The organism is Amycolatopsis sp. NPDC059021 (assembly GCF_042739895.1).
Classification (GTDB): domain Bacteria; phylum Actinomycetota; class Actinomycetes; order Mycobacteriales; family Pseudonocardiaceae; genus Amycolatopsis.
Genome location: NZ_JBHYIQ010000003.1, coordinates 145,064 through 159,569, shown reverse-complemented (window position 1 = coordinate 159,569; position 14,506 = coordinate 145,064). Strand labels below are relative to the sequence as shown.

Below are 14,506 nucleotides of genomic sequence, written 5' to 3'. Positions count from 1 at the left end.
TTCGAGGAGCGGCTCGAAGCGCTGCGTGAGATCGAGCGGGTGACCGAATGGGGACCCGGCCCCGGTGCGAAGTACGGCCGGATCTCGCTCGAGTTCGGCCTGCGCCAGCTGACCATGCTGCGGGACTGGGCGGAGTGGTCACTCGAGCAGTTCGAATAATAGTGGGCATTTCCCATCCGTCGGCCTCATTCCTTTTTCGGGACCCCTCCCAGGGAGGCGTGCCATTCTGAGCCAGGCTTCCACGATAGCCGTGGACAGCGCAGAACTACTGCTCACTGCCAACCCGACGGGGAGGAAGAGCTCAGATGGTCAGCAAGGTCAGGACGAAATCACGGCAGCGGATCGGCGTCATGTCCGCAGGGGCTTGTCTCCTGCTCGTTCTGGGATGCGCGACGGCCGAGGCGGCCGTTGCGGAACCCCGATCGAATGTTCCCGCATCGGCATACGATTCGTTTATCGCCAGCGCCCCCAGTCGCGTGACCGGGTATTCGTCTCATTGCTCGATGCGCATGCAGGAACGACGCGTTACACATGCCGATGTGGAATTCACGGTCCTTCTCTATTGGTCTTCGGCGCGTTGGCAACCGGGTCCACGCACCTGGCTCTACCACAATAAGACGAGCAACTTGTACGTTTCTCTCACCGATACGGGCATTTGTGCCACCGTGTACTGAGTTTCCGGGTTTGACACGTGACCAGGAAGTGAACGCCGCGTATCTCAGGTTCCCCGGCGAACCCAGTGGCGTCACACAAAGCGTTCCCGTCGAGTACCCGCCGGGAGAAACAGCTCTCGTGATCGATTTTGCGTCGGACGGCAGGGTGATCGGCATCGAGTTTCTCAATGCGGCAACACAACTTCCTGAAGAATAGATCCCTGCGCTGAGGAGTAACGCCCCCGCCCGGCGACCCCGGAGAAGCCGCGGCCCGTCCGACGAGTTGCCGGTGCGCAGTTCCGGTCTGCCCACGCCGACTCCCGGCGCGGGCAGACCCTCGCCGCGCAGCAGCCCGTGGGTAGTTCGGTCAACGGTGCCGCACAGCCACACCGGCAATCACTGGAATGGAGTTGCGACGCTCTGTGATCATGGATGGCCTTTCGTAAGTACACCCCTCACTCGGCGGCCACCGTCGCCTGCCATGCGCCCGGTCGCATGCCTGTCGCCTTGCGGAAGAACACCGAGAAGTTGGACGCGTCGGGGGAAGCCGAGCGTGGTGCTCGCGCACAACCGCGCCGGAACGCCGCTCACCGTCGCCGCCTATGCCGGGCACCCGTCGTACTGGGTTGGCGGCCCCGTCACCCCGGTCTTCGACGGAGAACTCGAACTGACCTGACGTTCCTTCCGATGTTCCCCTTCCCCTCTCAAGGGTGGTCATGGTGCTCCGCCGTCTCTGCCGGCTTTACCTCGGGCTCGCGCTCTACGGCGTGAGTCTCGCGCTCATGGTCCATGCAGCGCTCGGACTCGATCCCTGGGACGTCTTCCACCAGGGCTTCGCCGGCCGGGCCGGGTTGTCCTTCGGGACGGCGACTGTGCTCACCGGTGTGCTGGTCCTGCTGTGCTGGATCCCGCTGCGCCAGCGCCCCGGGCTCGGGACGGTGAGCAACGTCTTGGTCATCGGGCCCACGGTGGACCTCGTCTCGCCACTGCTGCCGACCCCGCACGGACTGCTCCCCCGGTTCGCTCTCTTCGCCGTCGGCCTGGTCCTCAACGCCGCCGCGACCGGCTGGTACCTCGGCGCGGGTTTCGGCCCCGGTCCCCGGGACGGCCTGATGACCGGCATTCACCGCCGGACCGGGCACTCCCTGCGGCTCGTGCGCACCGCCATCGAGGTCAGTGTGCTGATCGTGGGTTTCCTGCTCGGCGGCACGGTCGGGCTCGGCACTCTGGCCTACGCGCTGGGCATCGGCCCGTTGGTGCAGTTTTTCCTGCCGCGGCTCACTCCTGGCCAGACCGGCGGAAAGGAGAACAGGGCAGCGCGGCGTTCCGGTGATGCGGCGGAAGACCGGTGAGCACCGCCCGTTCCCTATGTCACCCGGTGCCGGTCACAGCAGGGCAGCCAGTGCTGATGACCGACCGCTGGGTCGCCCGGCCCGGAAGCGGACGCTACACAGTGGACCCGGGAATCCACTGATCCGGGACTGGTGCGTATCCGCACCACGGCTACCGGCCGCCGCCTGACCGCCGACGCGGGCGCCCGGATCTACCAGGACAACCGCGACATCAAGCAGGTACTCGGGCACGAGGATGAACCGGGCGGTGTGGTATTTCGCGGCGGTCTTCCTGGCGCGGGTGCGGCAGGCGCTGCCGGCGGGGACGTCGCATTGCGGACAGGGGTGGCGTTCGACCGCGGCCGCGGCGATCTTTTCGGGCGCGCCCAGTTCGCCGCCGCCTGCGACAAAGTTCGTCCACATCGAGTGCCTCCGCTCCGCGGCCATCTGGCACAACTGGTTCGAGCCGTTTCGAGTCGAGTGGATTACACCGTTCACAGGGCTGGAGCCGGGCCGTGAAGCACCGAGACGAATCCGCCCGGTGACCAGGGATCTCCGTCGCTGTCACTGACGCGCACGTACCACCAGGCGAGTCACGCTCGCTTCGAACGCCAACGAGGAGTACGGAAAAGTACTTTCGTGCCTGAAAAGGGGATCGCCGGGCAGACAATTCTCCCGGACTTGGTGTGCCGAGGGGCGATATCACGATGATCAGGTGAAGAACTTGCCGCAGTCCGGCGTGACTTCCCGGTGCGCACCGGCTTCTCCGCACCGAACGAGAACAACTCGCTATGGAGGACGAATGCACCGATGGGTGAGAGCACTGCAGGCTGCCGTCGCCGCGGCGGCAGCCGTCACGATGGTGAGCACGACACCGGCGGCCGCGTCTCCGTCCGAGCCGGACGGCACCTCGTGGTCGGTGGTACCGGCAGGGGCCGGCTACCAGGTCACCCTGCGCCTTCCCCGGCCGCTCGATACCCGTGCCGCGGCACCGGAGATCGCGGTGAACGGCAAATCGGTCGGCGTGGCACACGAATCGCCGGACCGCAGGACGCTGACCGTCGTCACCGCCGACCCCGCTGCCGCCCACCCGAGCACTGTGCAGCTGGCGTGGAACGGCGCCGTCGGCGGCAGCGCACCACGAACCACGCGGCGCGGCACGATGCCGGCACCCGGCAAGCCGACGCCCGACCCGACAACCACCGGTCAATACCACAGCACCCGCGCCGACTACGACTTCGGTGACACCGCCCTGACGTTGCCGGGGCTGGGCGGCAAGGCCGTAGAGGAACGGGCCGCCGTGTGGGTGCCGGACGCGCCCGGCAAGCGCCCCGTCGCGATCTTCCTGCACGGGGCCTACGAGCCCTGCTATGACGCGAGTACTGGCAAGGTGGACGATACGCACTGGCCGTGCCCCACCGGGTTCGCCCCGATCCCCAGTTACCACGGCTTCGACCAGGCTGCCGAAGTGCTGGCGAGCCAAGGCTATGTCGTGGTGTCGATCAGCGCCAACGGCGTCAACGCGCAGGACAACCAGAACGGCGAGGACTACGGCACGTCGGCCCGCGGTCAGCTCGTGCTCGACCACCTGGACCTGCTGGCCAAGGCGAACCGCGGCCGCGCACCCGGCTTGAGCCCGTCGCTGCGGGACAAACTCGACCTGGACCACGTCGGCCTGATGGGGCATTCGCGTGGCGGCGCGGGTGTGGTGAAGGCGGCGCTGCTGAACGCGGCGCTGCCGCATCCCTACGGCATCAGGGCCGTGCTGCCGCTCGCACCGCTCGACCTCGACCGGGAAACGCTGCCGGACGTGCCGATGGCCGTGGTGCTGCCGTATTGCGACGGTGACGTGTCCGACCAGGAGGGACAGCACTACTACGAGGACACCCGCTACGCCGGCCCGGACAACGTCCTGCGGGCCTCGCTGCTGGTGATGGGCGCGAACCACAACTTCTTCAACACCCAGTGGACACCAGGGGACGCGGCAGCACCGGAGGGCGACGACTGGCAAGACGAGAACGACCCCACGTGTGGTCTCGACGCACCGGCCACGATCCGCCTCACCGCCGCGCAGCAGCACCAAGTCGGCACCTCCTACATCGCCGGCTTCTTCCGGCTGGTGCTCGGCCGGGAAAACGCGTTCCTGCCGCTGTTCGCCGGAAACAGCGGCAGCGCCGTCACCGTCGGCGCCGCCACGGTCCTGCAGGAGAGCCAATCGCCCGCTTCCGATCGGCTCGACGTGGCACCGCTGCAGGGGCAGGCACGCGACGTGCGGTTCACCGGCTCGGTGACGGGTGCGTACTGCGCGAGCATGGGCGGCCGATCACCGCAGAGTGGCCTGCCCTCGTGTACGGAGTCCACCTTTACCAACAAGTTCCCGTCGTTCGCGCCAGACGGCTTCGCGAGCCACGTGACGGCGTCCCCGATGCTGCACCTGAGCTGGACCGGAGCGGGAGCGATGACGGCCGCCGTGCCGGAGCACGACGTTTCGCGTTACGCGGCGCTGACGATCCGGGCCGCGATCGATGACACCAGCCCGTCCGCCGACCTGAAGCTCACCGTGACCGACGGGGCCGGCCGGTCGCAGTCGACGACACTGTCCGCGCTGTCCGGGGCGATGACCCCGCTGCCCGGCACCGGCACCCTCCTGCCCAAGACCTGGCTGGAATCGGTGCGCTGGCCGATATCGGACCTGACGCGGGTCGACGTGCACGATCTCCGGAGCGTGGTGCTGTCGACCGCGACGCCGTCCGGCGGGGTGTTCCTCTCCGATCTGGCGTTCCAGACCGCGGCGGCGGGCGCGGGCGGTCCGAGCAGGCTGCCGCGAATCTCGATCGAGGACACGACGGTCGACGTCGGCACGACCGCCACGACCGCCACGGTTCGGCTCACGCTGTCCCGGCCGAGCCGGGTCCCGGTGGTGGCGAACGTGCAGCCACGGGCCGGAGCGCAGATCGCCGCCGCGGCGTGGCGCGTGGAGATCCCGCCGGGGCGGACCAGCACAACCGTGGCCGTCCCGGTGGCCACCGGAACGACCAGCCCGCCCCCGGCGGACAAGGCCTACCAGGTCTGGGTAGCCGCCCCGGCGAACGCGGTGCTCGACCGGAACTTCGCGCACATCACCGTGCACAACCAACCGGCGGCGAGCTGAGCGCCGCTTCGGCACCGGGAACGAACGCCGCACGCCGCTTCGAGTGGCGTGCGGCGTTTCGCCGTGCTCAGACGAATTCGGTCACGGTGCCGCGGATGCCGAAGAGGGACTTGCCGTAGATGTCCGAGGCGACATCGGCGCGCAGCGCCGCGTGCCGGCTCCCGGTCTCGCTGTCGCGCCAGATCCGTTGCAGCGGGTTCGATTCGCCGAAGCTCGAGGCACCCTGCGCGGAGCACACCACGCGGATCGCCTCCCGCGCGTGGTCCGCGGCGACCCCGGCGTCCATCCGGATCCGGGCCCGGACGTCGTAGTCCGGCTGGATCCCGTGGTGCGCGGCCTCGTCGATGTCCGCCGCCGCGCGGTAGGCGTGCAGCTGCGCGGAGTCGACGAGGGACGCGGCCTGTGCGGCGGCCCGCTGGATGATCGGGGCTTCGGCCTGGATGGCGTAGAACGTCTGGGTCAGCGACCGCTGTGGTGCCTTCTCCCGCAGGATTTCGACGGCGGCCTCGGCAAGTCCCAGCTGGGGCCCCGCCAGCACGAGCGCGGCGGCCGGCACGAACGCCGACCGGTAGAGCGCTTCCTCGGTGTAGAGGGTCGCGTAATGACCTTCGATCGCGTCCGGCGTGGAGTGGAAGCGGTGGGCGGGAACGAAGATGTCCTTGCCTGCCAGCGTGTTCGAGGCGGTCCCCCGCATCCCGCTGACAAACCAGGTGTCCTCGACGGTCAGCTCCGACATCGGCACGAGCACCAGCCCGGTGGCGTCGGTGGTGCCTTCCGCGTCCGGCCGCTTCACGCCGAGGATCGCCCAGTTCGCGTGGGCGCTGCCGGAAGCAGGCGCCCAGCGTCCGCTGACGAGGTATCCGCCGTCGGCTGCCTCCGCGGTCCCGGAGGGGGTGATGACGCCGGCGATGTGGGACTGCGGGGTGCCGGCCCAGACGTCGTCCTGCGCCTGGGCGGGAAAGAGCCCGGCGAACCAGGAGTTGATGTTGAGCAGCGTGGTGACCCAGGAGGTCGAGCCGCAGGCCCGGCCGACCTCGCGGCTGACTTCCAGCAGCGTGCGGAAGTCGGTCTGCAGGCCGCCGTAGCGAGCGGGCCGCAGCAGGGAGAGCAGGCCGCTCTCGGCCAGCGCAGTGACGTTCTCCGTGGGCACGTCGCGCTCGCGGTCGGTCCGGTCGGCGTTCCCGGCGATCAGCGGCCGCAGCTTGGTGGCGCGCTCGACGAGGTCGGCGCGCAGCTCGCGGGCTTCGTCGGTGACGTGCGGCGCGTCCAGGGCGATGCTCATGATTTCTCGCTTTCGGTTAGTGATGCGGGGTCAGCCGGCGAGGGCGTGGGCGGAATGCGTGCCGAAGACCCGGCGCGCGTAGATCAAGGGAGCGGTCGTGGTCGACTCGGCTTCTTCGACCCGCACGACGAGCAGAACGTGGTCGCCGCCGTCGACGTGGCGCTCCACGTAACCGGCGGTCCAGCCCGCGGACTCGGGCAGGTGCGGCAGCCCGCCGCGTGACCGCCAGTCGATCCCGGCGAACTTCGCGCACGGCCCGCGGTTGCGGTGTGCGAAGGCGGACGCGATGTCCCGCTGGCCGGCGCCGAGGATGTTCGCCCCGACTCGTGCGCCGGGCCCCAGGTACTTCAGCAGCCCGGAGGTGCGGGCGAGGGCGAAGGTCATCAGCGGCGGGTCGTTCGACAGCGAGGTGAAGCTGGAAACTGTGCTGCCGTAAGGACCCTCGCCGGTCATCGTGGTCACCACGGTGACCGGCGAGCACAGTGCGCTCACCAGGTCGGTGAAGGTATCTCGGTCGATCATCGCCAGGCCTTCCGGTCGCAGGGCGCCGGAAGTGCTCCGGCCTCACCCATGAGACCGTGGGGAAGGCGGGTGCCTCTTGGTCTGCGAGCGCAAGATCGCGCCACGAGGTTGCGCTCGGCTGCCTTGCCGCGCTCAGCGCAGGACCGCGTCACCCAGCTCTTCGGCAAGTTCCAAGGCGGTCCGCAGCGCGAGCGGGCGTTCGTCCACCGCGCGTTCGAGTACTTCTTGTGCCCGCCGTATGCGATAGGTGACGGTGCCGCGCGCGATGTGCAGGCGCTGGGCCACGGCCACCAAGCTGCGCTCGGCGTCGAGGTAGTGCCGCAGGGTCGTGCGGAGGGTCGCCATCGTCTCGGTGCGTTCGGCCAGCGCGCCGAGTTCGCGGCGCACGAGTTCGCCGGCGGCGGTCAGATCGGCGGTCAGCAGCGCCGCGACGGCGACGTCGGCGTATGCGGTCGACTCGCGTGGCCGTTGCCCGGCCTCGCGGCGCAGGTGTTCGAATCGTTCCGTCCGGCAGGCTTCGGCGTGCGAGCGGCGGAAACCGCCGACGCCGCTGGTGGGAAGGCCGATGCCCACGTGCAGTCCGTGCTGTGGCTGGAGGCCGGGCGCCAGCGCGCGGACGTCCGCCGAACCGGCCATCGGCGCGCGTACGGCGCCCCACGCCCACACCTGGCCGGGCGCCATCGGCACCACCAGCGTCGCGGTCGCGCCGTGTGAGCGCAGCATCTCGGTCGCGGCCGTCTGCAGCGCGGGGTTCGCGCTGGGCGAGTCCGACCACAGGACGACAGCCACGTGCGTACGGTCGAGGTCGTACCCGAGGGTGCGGGAAGCCTGCTCGGTGTCCGCGGGCGGACTGTCGGAAAGCAGTGCGCGCACGGCACCGGCGCGCGCGGCGGCCGTGCTGACGCTCCACGCGGCGTGTTCCGTGAGGTATTCCCGGATCATCGCGTCGGTGAGCTTGTCGATGCGGCCGAACAGTTCCTGCGTGACCGCCGTGAGTTCTCCGATCACCGCGGACGGCTCGAGGAGCTCGGCGCAGGCACGGTGGAACGCCTCGGTCGTCAGCGCGTGCGCGATGCGCAGCCCGCGCAACACCTGCTCGAGCGGGATGCCCCGGTGGACGTACTCACGCATCCCCTCCGCCGTGGGCTCGCTGATCGGCGGGCGCTCCCCGGACTCCCCGGCGAGGGCGGCCAGCACCTGCACGGCGGACGCCTCGGTGCCGCGGCGGAGCCGTTCGCGGGCCCCGGCGCCGCCACCGAGGGACGGCACCTCCTTGAGGATCCGCGCCGCGACCTCGCCGCCCAGCTCGACGGCCCAGCGCACCGGATCCTCCCCGACGAGTGCGATGGTCTCCTCGATGATCGGCCACGGGCACGCCGCCTGCGCGAGGTCGACCGCACCATGCGGGCTCAGCTCCTTGACCCAGGCCCGGGCTCCGGCTTCACTCACCCGGTTGATTGGGCTGATCGGGTGCGCAGCTGATCAGTAGCTGGGCGGTGTGGGTGATGTGGTCGCGCAGCAGGTTTTGCGCGTGGTCGGCGTCGCGCGCGAGAACGGCGTCGAGTATTGCCCGGTGCTCGGCGGCGACGTCGCGGCCGGGTTCGTTGCCGAGGGATACCGACCACTGCCGGTACAGTTCGGCCTCCTGTCGCAACGACCGGGCCGCGTCGAGCAGCCGCTGGTTGCGGCATCCGGCGAGCAGTGCGTGATGGAAGGCCGCGTGTGCCTGTGACCACTCGTCGGACAGGTGGTCAGGGTCGGCCGGGTCGCGGTACGGCGCGCGTTCCAGAAAGTGGTGCGCGGCAACGGCATCGGCCTCCCAGCGGGTGTCGCCTTCCCGCACCGACAGTCCCAGCACCAGGGATTCGATCTCCGCCCGCGCCTGGGTCAGCTCGGCCAGGTCCTGATGGGACAGCGGCCGGACCAGGTAGCCCTGACGCGGCCTTGCCACCACCAGCCCTTCGGCGACCAGTCTCGTCAGCGCCTCGCGGGTGGCGCCGACGCTCACTTGGTAGCGGTCGGCCAGGTCCGGGAACTTCAGCCGGTCGCCCGGTATCAGCCGACCGGCGAGGATGTCGGCGCGTAACGCCTGGTGGATGCCGTCGGTGCGGGTCGCTCCGCCGCTCTTGGTCATGTCTTCCATCCTAGCACTTTACGAATCCTGCTTGAACTTTCGAAAGTTTGAGTCTAGTTTCGAATCCAAGCCCCCGGGGCCCCCAACCGCACCAGGAGTCATCGATGCCCGCGAACACCCTTCGACGTCCGACCGTGCTCCGTGGCGGGACGGTCCTCACCATGGATTCCGGCCGCACCGTTCTCGAAGGCCACGACGTTCTCGTGGTCGACGGCCGGATCGCCGCCATCGGTGTCGATCTCGTCATTCCCGACGGCGCCGAGGAGATCGACGCCCGCGGCGGGATCGTGATGCCGGGGATGGTCGACACCCACCGGCACATGTGGCAGACCACGACCCGTGGCTACGGCGCCGACTGGACGCTCACGCAGTACTTCGTGTGGTACTACCTGAACTGGGGCAAGAAGTTCCGGCCCGAGGACATTCACGCCGGGAACCTCCTCGGCGCGCTGGAAGCGCTCGACGCCGGGGTCACCACCAGCGTGGACTGGTCCCACGGACTGCAGACGATCGACCACGCCGACGCCGCGGTCGATGCGCTCGCCTCGGTGCCGGGGCGGTTCGTGCTGGCCTACGGCAACATCCAGGACGCGCCCGCGAACTGGACCGGCACACCGGAATTCCGCAAGTTCTTCGACCGCCGGTCCGGCGATCTCGAAGGGTTCCAGATCGCCTTCGACGTCACCGGCGATCCGAGCTTCCCCGAACAGCCCGCGTTCGAAGTCGCCCGAGACCTCGACCTGGCGGTGACCACGCACGCCGGAATCCGGGGCGCGAGTGGCGACGACGCCCTGCGACTGATCCACGAGCACGGCTACAGCGAGGCCAGAACGGTGTACGTGCACGCCTCGACCTTTTCCGCGGACTCCTACGCCCGCATCGCGGCGACCGGCGGATCGGTGTCGGTGGCCACCGAAAGCGAGCAGAACGCCGGACAGGGCTATCCCGCGACGGCCGCACTGCGCGCCCACGGCATCCCGGTGTCGCTGTCGCAGGACAGCTGCGTGCTCGGCAGCGGCGACCTGTTCTCCGCCATGCGCGCGACGCTGGGCGCCGACCGCGCCTACGAGCACCTGCGGGCGCACGCTCGCGATGAGACCGTCACCCATGTCTCCCTGCACGCCGAGGAGGTCGTCGAGTGGGCCACCCGGGGTGGCGCGCGAGCGCTCGGGCGGGACAGCGAGATCGGCAGCGTCGAGGTCGGCAAGAAGGCGGACCTCGTGCTCGTCCGCAACGAAGACTCGCCGGCGATGACGCCGCTCCTGCACCCGCACGGACATGTCGTCCTGCACGCCCAGCGCGCCGACGTCGACACGGTCCTCGTCGACGGCCGGATCGTGAAGCGCGATCACCGCCTGGTCGGTGTCGACCTGGCCGGTGCCCGCCGCGCGGTCGAGGCAACCGTCGACTACCTGCGCGCCGAACTCGGCGAGCAGGCCTGGCGTGAGGGCATGAACCCGGAGATCCCCGGCACCAAGGTCCTCGACAACCCCTACACCTACACCTACTGACGGTCCGCCGAACCCCGGAAAGGCAAAAACAATGAAACTGGCCAATGTGGACGGTCGAGCGGTGCTGCTGACCGCCGACGACAAAGGAGTCGACGTCGAGACGGCGTCGGGCGGCAAGTTCGGCCCCGATCTCGCGTCCGTTTACGAGAACTGGGATGGGTTCCGGGCCTGGGCGGAGCACTCGCCTGCCGAACCCGGCGTCGTCTTCACCCGCGCGCAGCTGGGCTCGCCCTCACCGGCCCCGCGCCAGATCGTCGCGATCGGCCTGAACTACGACGCCCACGCCGCGGAGTCCGGCTTCGAAGCACCGGACGGGCTTCCCCCGACGTTCACCAAGTTCGTCTCCGCGCTGACCGGCCCCGACGCGGAAGTCGTGCTGCCCGCCGGTGGCAACGTGGACTGGGAGGTGGAACTGGTCGCCGTCATCGGCCGGACCGCCACCCGTGTCTCGGAATCCGACGCGTGGGACCACGTCGCCGGAGTGACGATCGGGCAGGATCTGTCCGAGCGCGTCTCGCAGCTGGCCGGTCCCGCCCCGCAGTTCAGCCTGGGCAAGTCGTTCCCGAACTTCGCGCCGGTCGGGCCGTGGCTGGTCACACCGGACGAGCTGGCGAACCGGGACGACCTGGCGCTCGGCTGCGCGGTCGACGGCGAGACCGTGCAGAACGGCCACACTCGTGAGCTGATCTTCCCGGTCGCCAGGCTGATTTCCGCGCTGTCGCGCACTATCACCCTGTACCCAGGCGATCTCCTCTTCACCGGAACCCCGGCGGGCGTGGGCGTGGGCCGCACGCCGAAGCGGTTCCTGCGGCCCGGCGAGCAGCTCGTCAGCTGGATCGAAGGCATCGGGGAGATGCGCCAGACATTCGTGACCGCACAGGAGGACTGACATGGGCATGCACCGCCTCACCCGGGTCACGATGGGTGTCCCGAACGTCGCGGACACCATCGCCTACTACGCCGATTTCGGGCTCACCCACCTCGGCGACGGAGCCTTCACCACCCTCGAAGGCGGCGAGCAGCTACATGTCCGGCACGCCCCCACCCGCCGGTTGCTCGAACTCGGGGTGGGCGTCGACGACCTCGACGACCTCGCGCGGACCGCGTCGCGGCTGAACCGCCTCGGCCTGGCGGGCGGCGCGGACGGCACCGCGGTCACCGCGATCGAGCCGGTTTCCGGGTTCACCGTCCGCGTCGAGATCGCGCCGAGGATTGTGCAGCAGCCCGTCCCGGCCACGCCGTACAACGGGCCCGGCCGCGTCGAACGGTTCGGCCGCGCGCCCGGAGTGCTGCGCGAGGACCCGATCCAGCCCAAGAAGCTCGGCCACTGCGTGGTGGGCACCACCGATCTCGACGCCACCATGCGGTTCTTCACCGAGGGACTCGGCTTCAAGGTCAGCGACTACATCGGCGACAAAGGCGCCTTCATGCGCTGCTCGGTCGATCACCACAACGTGCTGGCGCTCGCGGCGCCGGTGAACTTCCTGCACCACACGTCCTGGCAGGTCGACGACATCGACGACGTCGGACGAGGCGCGAAAGCGATGCTGGCCGGCAACCCCGAGCGGCACGTCTGGGGTCTCGGGCGGCACCACGCGGGATCCAACTTCTTCTGGTACCTCAAGGATCCCGCGGGAAATTTCAGCGAGTACTACGCCGACATGGACTGCATCCCCGAGGACGAGATCTGGACCCCGGAAGTCTTCGAAGGTGCCCAAGGCCTGTTCAGCTGGGGCCCGCCTCCACCTCCGTCGTTCCTGGAACCGGACGACCTCGCCGCGCTGATGACCGGACAGCACGCACCCCGGTGATCACGGCCGACCGCTTTCCCCGTCCCACCACCGAAACAAGGAGAGATCATGACCACCGCCCTGTACGTGCCCCAGATCCCGGACGACCTGAACATCCGGTTCGTCGAAAACCGCATCGTCGTCAATCGCCCGGCACAGGAGGTGTACGACTGGGTGACCACCTGGTCGAACCTGCCGAAATGGCTGCCGATGGCCCTCGGCACCGAAGTACGACGCGGCAAAGAGAACGTCCCCGCCGAACTGGGCGACGAACTGCTCGAAACCATCCAGCCGGAACTGAACGAGAAGCCGAAGCTCTACACCGTGGTGGCGCGGGTCCCCGGCAAACTGTGGACGGTGGTCGGCCGGGACGTGTACGACGACGGCTCCCTGGCCCCGATGCACGCGATCGCCACCTTCACCACCTTCGACCTCGGCGACGGAACGACCCTGTTCTGCCGCCTGTTCGAGCGACTGATCCCGGACACCGAGCCGCCCAGCCCGCACCCGGTCGAAGACCCGGCCCTCATCCAGCCCGGCCTGGAACTGATCAAGGCACACGTCGAGGGCACGGCCGAATAGCTCCCCCTGCACCGCTTTCGGTCCCTACCTTCGGCCTGCGACCCGGCTGACATCACCCGGTCGCAGGCCGGGGACGACGCGCTCATCGTGCGGGGCTCCAGGACGGCACGCCGGCGCGCGGACTTTTTCAGGAGACGAAAGTGACTGATCAATTACACACATCAGCCGGGTCGCGCACCTCGCATCACCGGCGCACGGGCCGACAGGGGCTCGCGCTCGCCGCGCTGGCCGCGGCCCAGTTCATGGTCGTGCTGGATTCGTCGATCGTGAACGTCGCGCTGCCGTCCATCCGCGCCGGTCTCGGCCTCGATCCTGCCGCGCTGTCCTGGGTGGTGGACGGCTACCTCGTCGCGTTCGGCGGTTTGCTGTTGCTGGGCGGCCGGCTCGCCGACGTGTTCCGTCGCCGCGGGGTGTTCGTCGCGGGTCTCGCCGTGTTCGTGGCGGCATCGGCCGCGTGTGCGCTCGCTCCGACCGGACCGGTCCTGATCGGCGCGCGGCTGGCGCAGGGAGCCGGCGGGGCGGTCATGGCACCGGCGGCGCTGTCCATCGTGATGGCCTTGTTTCCCGACGGCGCCGGGCGCGCCAGGGCGCTGGGTGTCTGGGGCGGGGTGTCCGGTGCGGGCGGCATCGCGGGTGTCCTGCTCGGCGGCGTGCTGAGCCAGACCCTGGGCTGGCCGTGGATCTTCCTGATCAACGCACCGATGGGACTGCTGGTCGCCACGGTGGTGCTGGGGACGGTGCGCCCGTTCCCGGCCTCAGGCGGCAAGTTCGACATCGGTGGCGCGGCCACCGTCACGCTCGCCATGGCGAGCATCGCCTACGGTCTGGTCAGCGGTGCGCATGCCGGCTGGACGGCCGGCGTCACCCTCGGCGCGCTCGCCCTCGGCGTGATCGCGCTGGCCGCTTTCCTCTCCATCGAACGGCGCGTCACCCGGCCGCTCGTGCCGCTGCGGGTGTTCACCCGCGCTCCGCTGGTCACGGCCAACGCGATCATGACACTGCTCGGCGCCGTCAGCGTCGGCATGTTCTACTTCCTGCCCCAGTACCAGCAGATCGTGCTGGGCATGAGCCCGGTGGCGACCAGCGTCACCCAGGTACCGATCGCGGCGGCGATCACCGCCGGCGGGCTGCTCGCGCCCAGGATCGCCGCGGTAGCAGGCTCCCGCACCGCACTCACCGGCGGCCTCGTGTCCTTGACCGCCGGGCTCGCGTGGCTGGCACTGGGGCCAGGCCCCGCCTATGCCGCGCTGGTGGGGCCGTTCCTGTTGATCGGCGCGGGAATCGGGGTCGGTCTCGTGTACGTCACCACCCTCGCGGTAGCCGATTCCGCTCCCGGCGAAGCCGGACTCGTCAGCGGCCTGGTCAACACCACGCGCCAGATGGGCGGTGCGCTCGGTCTGGCGGCACTGGTCGCCGTCGCGACCGGCACCGGCCCCGTTCCGCACTTCGCCACCGCCTTCGCCACCGCGGCCGGACTCGCCGGCCTGGCGTTGCTGCTGTCGTGGGCACCAGCCCTTCGCAAGCACTGAAACCATTGCAGGAAAAGGATC

The 14,506-nt window shown here is 69.5% G+C and carries 15 protein-coding genes; 10 read left to right on the top strand and 5 right to left on the bottom strand.

Annotation, left to right across the window (positions count from 1 at the left end):
• Nucleotides 1-39 precede the first annotated feature (39 nt).
• The 4 genes from ACFWX1_RS02495 to ACFWX1_RS02480 all read left to right on the top strand — a co-directional run bounded on the left by ACFWX1_RS02495 (nucleotide 40) and on the right by ACFWX1_RS02480 (nucleotide 2,005).
• Nucleotides 40-159 carry a hypothetical protein gene (locus ACFWX1_RS02495; RefSeq protein WP_378383149.1) on the top strand — a complete coding sequence of 40 codons (120 nt, stop codon included), beginning with the start codon at nucleotides 40-42 and terminating at the stop codon, nucleotides 157-159.
• A 525-nt stretch (nucleotides 160-684) separates the two neighbouring features.
• Nucleotides 685-870, top strand: coding sequence for a DUF2283 domain-containing protein (locus ACFWX1_RS02490; RefSeq protein ID WP_378383038.1), 186 nt, complete (start codon nucleotides 685-687; stop codon nucleotides 868-870).
• 336 nt (nucleotides 871-1,206) lie between these two features.
• Nucleotides 1,207-1,329, top strand: a complete 123-nt coding sequence (locus ACFWX1_RS02485) for a hypothetical protein (protein WP_378383037.1) — start codon at nucleotides 1,207-1,209, stop codon at nucleotides 1,327-1,329.
• Nucleotides 1,330-1,369: 40 nt separating this feature from the next.
• Nucleotides 1,370-2,005, top strand: coding sequence for a YitT family protein (locus tag ACFWX1_RS02480; protein WP_378383036.1), 636 nt, complete (start codon nucleotides 1,370-1,372; stop codon nucleotides 2,003-2,005).
• Between the two features lie 33 nt (nucleotides 2,006-2,038).
• Here the strand turns inward: ACFWX1_RS02480 and ACFWX1_RS02475 are convergent, their stop codons facing one another.
• On the bottom strand, nucleotides 2,039-2,407 hold the full coding sequence (locus ACFWX1_RS02475) for a hypothetical protein (protein ID WP_378383035.1): 369 nt from the start codon (nucleotides 2,405-2,407) through the stop codon (nucleotides 2,039-2,041).
• A 379-nt stretch (nucleotides 2,408-2,786) separates the two neighbouring features.
• Between ACFWX1_RS02475 and ACFWX1_RS02470 the strand changes: the two genes are divergently transcribed.
• Complete coding sequence (locus tag ACFWX1_RS02470) at nucleotides 2,787-5,135, top strand: hypothetical protein (RefSeq protein ID WP_378383034.1); 2,349 nt, start codon at nucleotides 2,787-2,789, stop codon at nucleotides 5,133-5,135.
• Between the two features lie 67 nt (nucleotides 5,136-5,202).
• Here ACFWX1_RS02470 and ACFWX1_RS02465 read toward each other — a convergent pair whose 3' ends face one another.
• The 4 genes from ACFWX1_RS02465 to ACFWX1_RS02450 form a co-directional block, all read right to left on the bottom strand.
• A complete protein-coding gene (locus tag ACFWX1_RS02465) occupies nucleotides 5,203-6,417 on the bottom strand; it encodes an acyl-CoA dehydrogenase family protein (protein ID WP_378383033.1) in 1,215 nt (404 codons plus the stop codon).
• A gap of 30 nt (nucleotides 6,418-6,447) precedes the next feature.
• Nucleotides 6,448-6,939, bottom strand: coding sequence for a flavin reductase family protein (locus ACFWX1_RS02460; RefSeq protein ID WP_378383032.1), 492 nt, complete (start codon nucleotides 6,937-6,939; stop codon nucleotides 6,448-6,450).
• A gap of 132 nt (nucleotides 6,940-7,071) precedes the next feature.
• Nucleotides 7,072-8,388: a PucR family transcriptional regulator gene (locus ACFWX1_RS02455; RefSeq protein WP_378383031.1), complete on the bottom strand. Its 1,317-nt coding sequence runs from the start codon at nucleotides 8,386-8,388 to the stop codon at nucleotides 7,072-7,074.
• On the bottom strand, nucleotides 8,381-9,073 hold the full coding sequence (locus tag ACFWX1_RS02450) for a GntR family transcriptional regulator (RefSeq protein WP_378383030.1): 693 nt from the start codon (nucleotides 9,071-9,073) through the stop codon (nucleotides 8,381-8,383). The genes ACFWX1_RS02455 and ACFWX1_RS02450 overlap by 8 nt, the downstream gene beginning before the upstream one ends.
• Nucleotides 9,074-9,177: 104 nt before the next feature.
• On the opposite strand from ACFWX1_RS02450, the gene ACFWX1_RS02445 reads away from it, so the two are divergent.
• From ACFWX1_RS02445 to ACFWX1_RS02425, 5 genes are all read left to right on the top strand, one after another.
• A complete protein-coding gene (locus ACFWX1_RS02445; RefSeq protein ID WP_378383029.1) occupies nucleotides 9,178-10,584 on the top strand; it encodes an amidohydrolase family protein in 1,407 nt (468 codons plus the stop codon).
• A gap of 31 nt (nucleotides 10,585-10,615) precedes the next feature.
• Entirely contained in the window at nucleotides 10,616-11,473 is an 858-nt protein-coding gene (locus ACFWX1_RS02440) for a fumarylacetoacetate hydrolase family protein (RefSeq protein WP_378383028.1), read from the top strand.
• Between the two features lies 1 nt (nucleotide 11,474).
• A complete protein-coding gene (locus tag ACFWX1_RS02435; protein WP_378383027.1) occupies nucleotides 11,475-12,395 on the top strand; it encodes a VOC family protein in 921 nt (306 codons plus the stop codon).
• A gap of 48 nt (nucleotides 12,396-12,443) precedes the next feature.
• Nucleotides 12,444-12,956 carry an SRPBCC family protein gene (locus tag ACFWX1_RS02430; protein ID WP_378383026.1) on the top strand — a complete coding sequence of 171 codons (513 nt, stop codon included), beginning with the start codon at nucleotides 12,444-12,446 and terminating at the stop codon, nucleotides 12,954-12,956.
• Between the two features lie 140 nt (nucleotides 12,957-13,096).
• Nucleotides 13,097-14,485, top strand: a complete 1,389-nt coding sequence (locus tag ACFWX1_RS02425) for an MFS transporter (RefSeq protein ID WP_378383025.1) — start codon at nucleotides 13,097-13,099, stop codon at nucleotides 14,483-14,485.
• The last annotated feature ends 21 nt before the right edge of the window (nucleotides 14,486-14,506 follow it).

Excerpts from the sequence above, each read along its gene's own strand:
- ACFWX1_RS02465 (WP_378383033.1), bottom strand. The coding sequence starts at position 6,417 with ATGAGCATCGCCCTGGACGCGCCGCACGTCACCGACGAAGCCCGCGAG.
- ACFWX1_RS02435 (WP_378383027.1), top strand. The coding sequence starts at position 11,475 with ATGGGCATGCACCGCCTCACCCGGGTCACGATGGGTGTCCCGAACGTC.
- ACFWX1_RS02450 (WP_378383030.1), bottom strand. The coding sequence starts at position 9,073 with ATGACCAAGAGCGGCGGAGCGACCCGCACCGACGGCATCCACCAGGCG.
- ACFWX1_RS02440 (WP_378383028.1), top strand. The coding sequence starts at position 10,616 with ATGAAACTGGCCAATGTGGACGGTCGAGCGGTGCTGCTGACCGCCGAC.
- ACFWX1_RS02460 (WP_378383032.1), bottom strand. The coding sequence starts at position 6,939 with ATGATCGACCGAGATACCTTCACCGACCTGGTGAGCGCACTGTGCTCG.
- ACFWX1_RS02475 (WP_378383035.1), bottom strand. The coding sequence starts at position 2,407 with ATGTGGACGAACTTTGTCGCAGGCGGCGGCGAACTGGGCGCGCCCGAA.
- ACFWX1_RS02445 (WP_378383029.1), top strand. The coding sequence starts at position 9,178 with ATGCCCGCGAACACCCTTCGACGTCCGACCGTGCTCCGTGGCGGGACG.
- ACFWX1_RS02470 (WP_378383034.1), top strand. The coding sequence starts at position 2,787 with ATGCACCGATGGGTGAGAGCACTGCAGGCTGCCGTCGCCGCGGCGGCA.
- ACFWX1_RS02430 (WP_378383026.1), top strand. The coding sequence starts at position 12,444 with ATGACCACCGCCCTGTACGTGCCCCAGATCCCGGACGACCTGAACATC.
- ACFWX1_RS02480 (WP_378383036.1), top strand. The coding sequence starts at position 1,370 with ATGGTGCTCCGCCGTCTCTGCCGGCTTTACCTCGGGCTCGCGCTCTAC.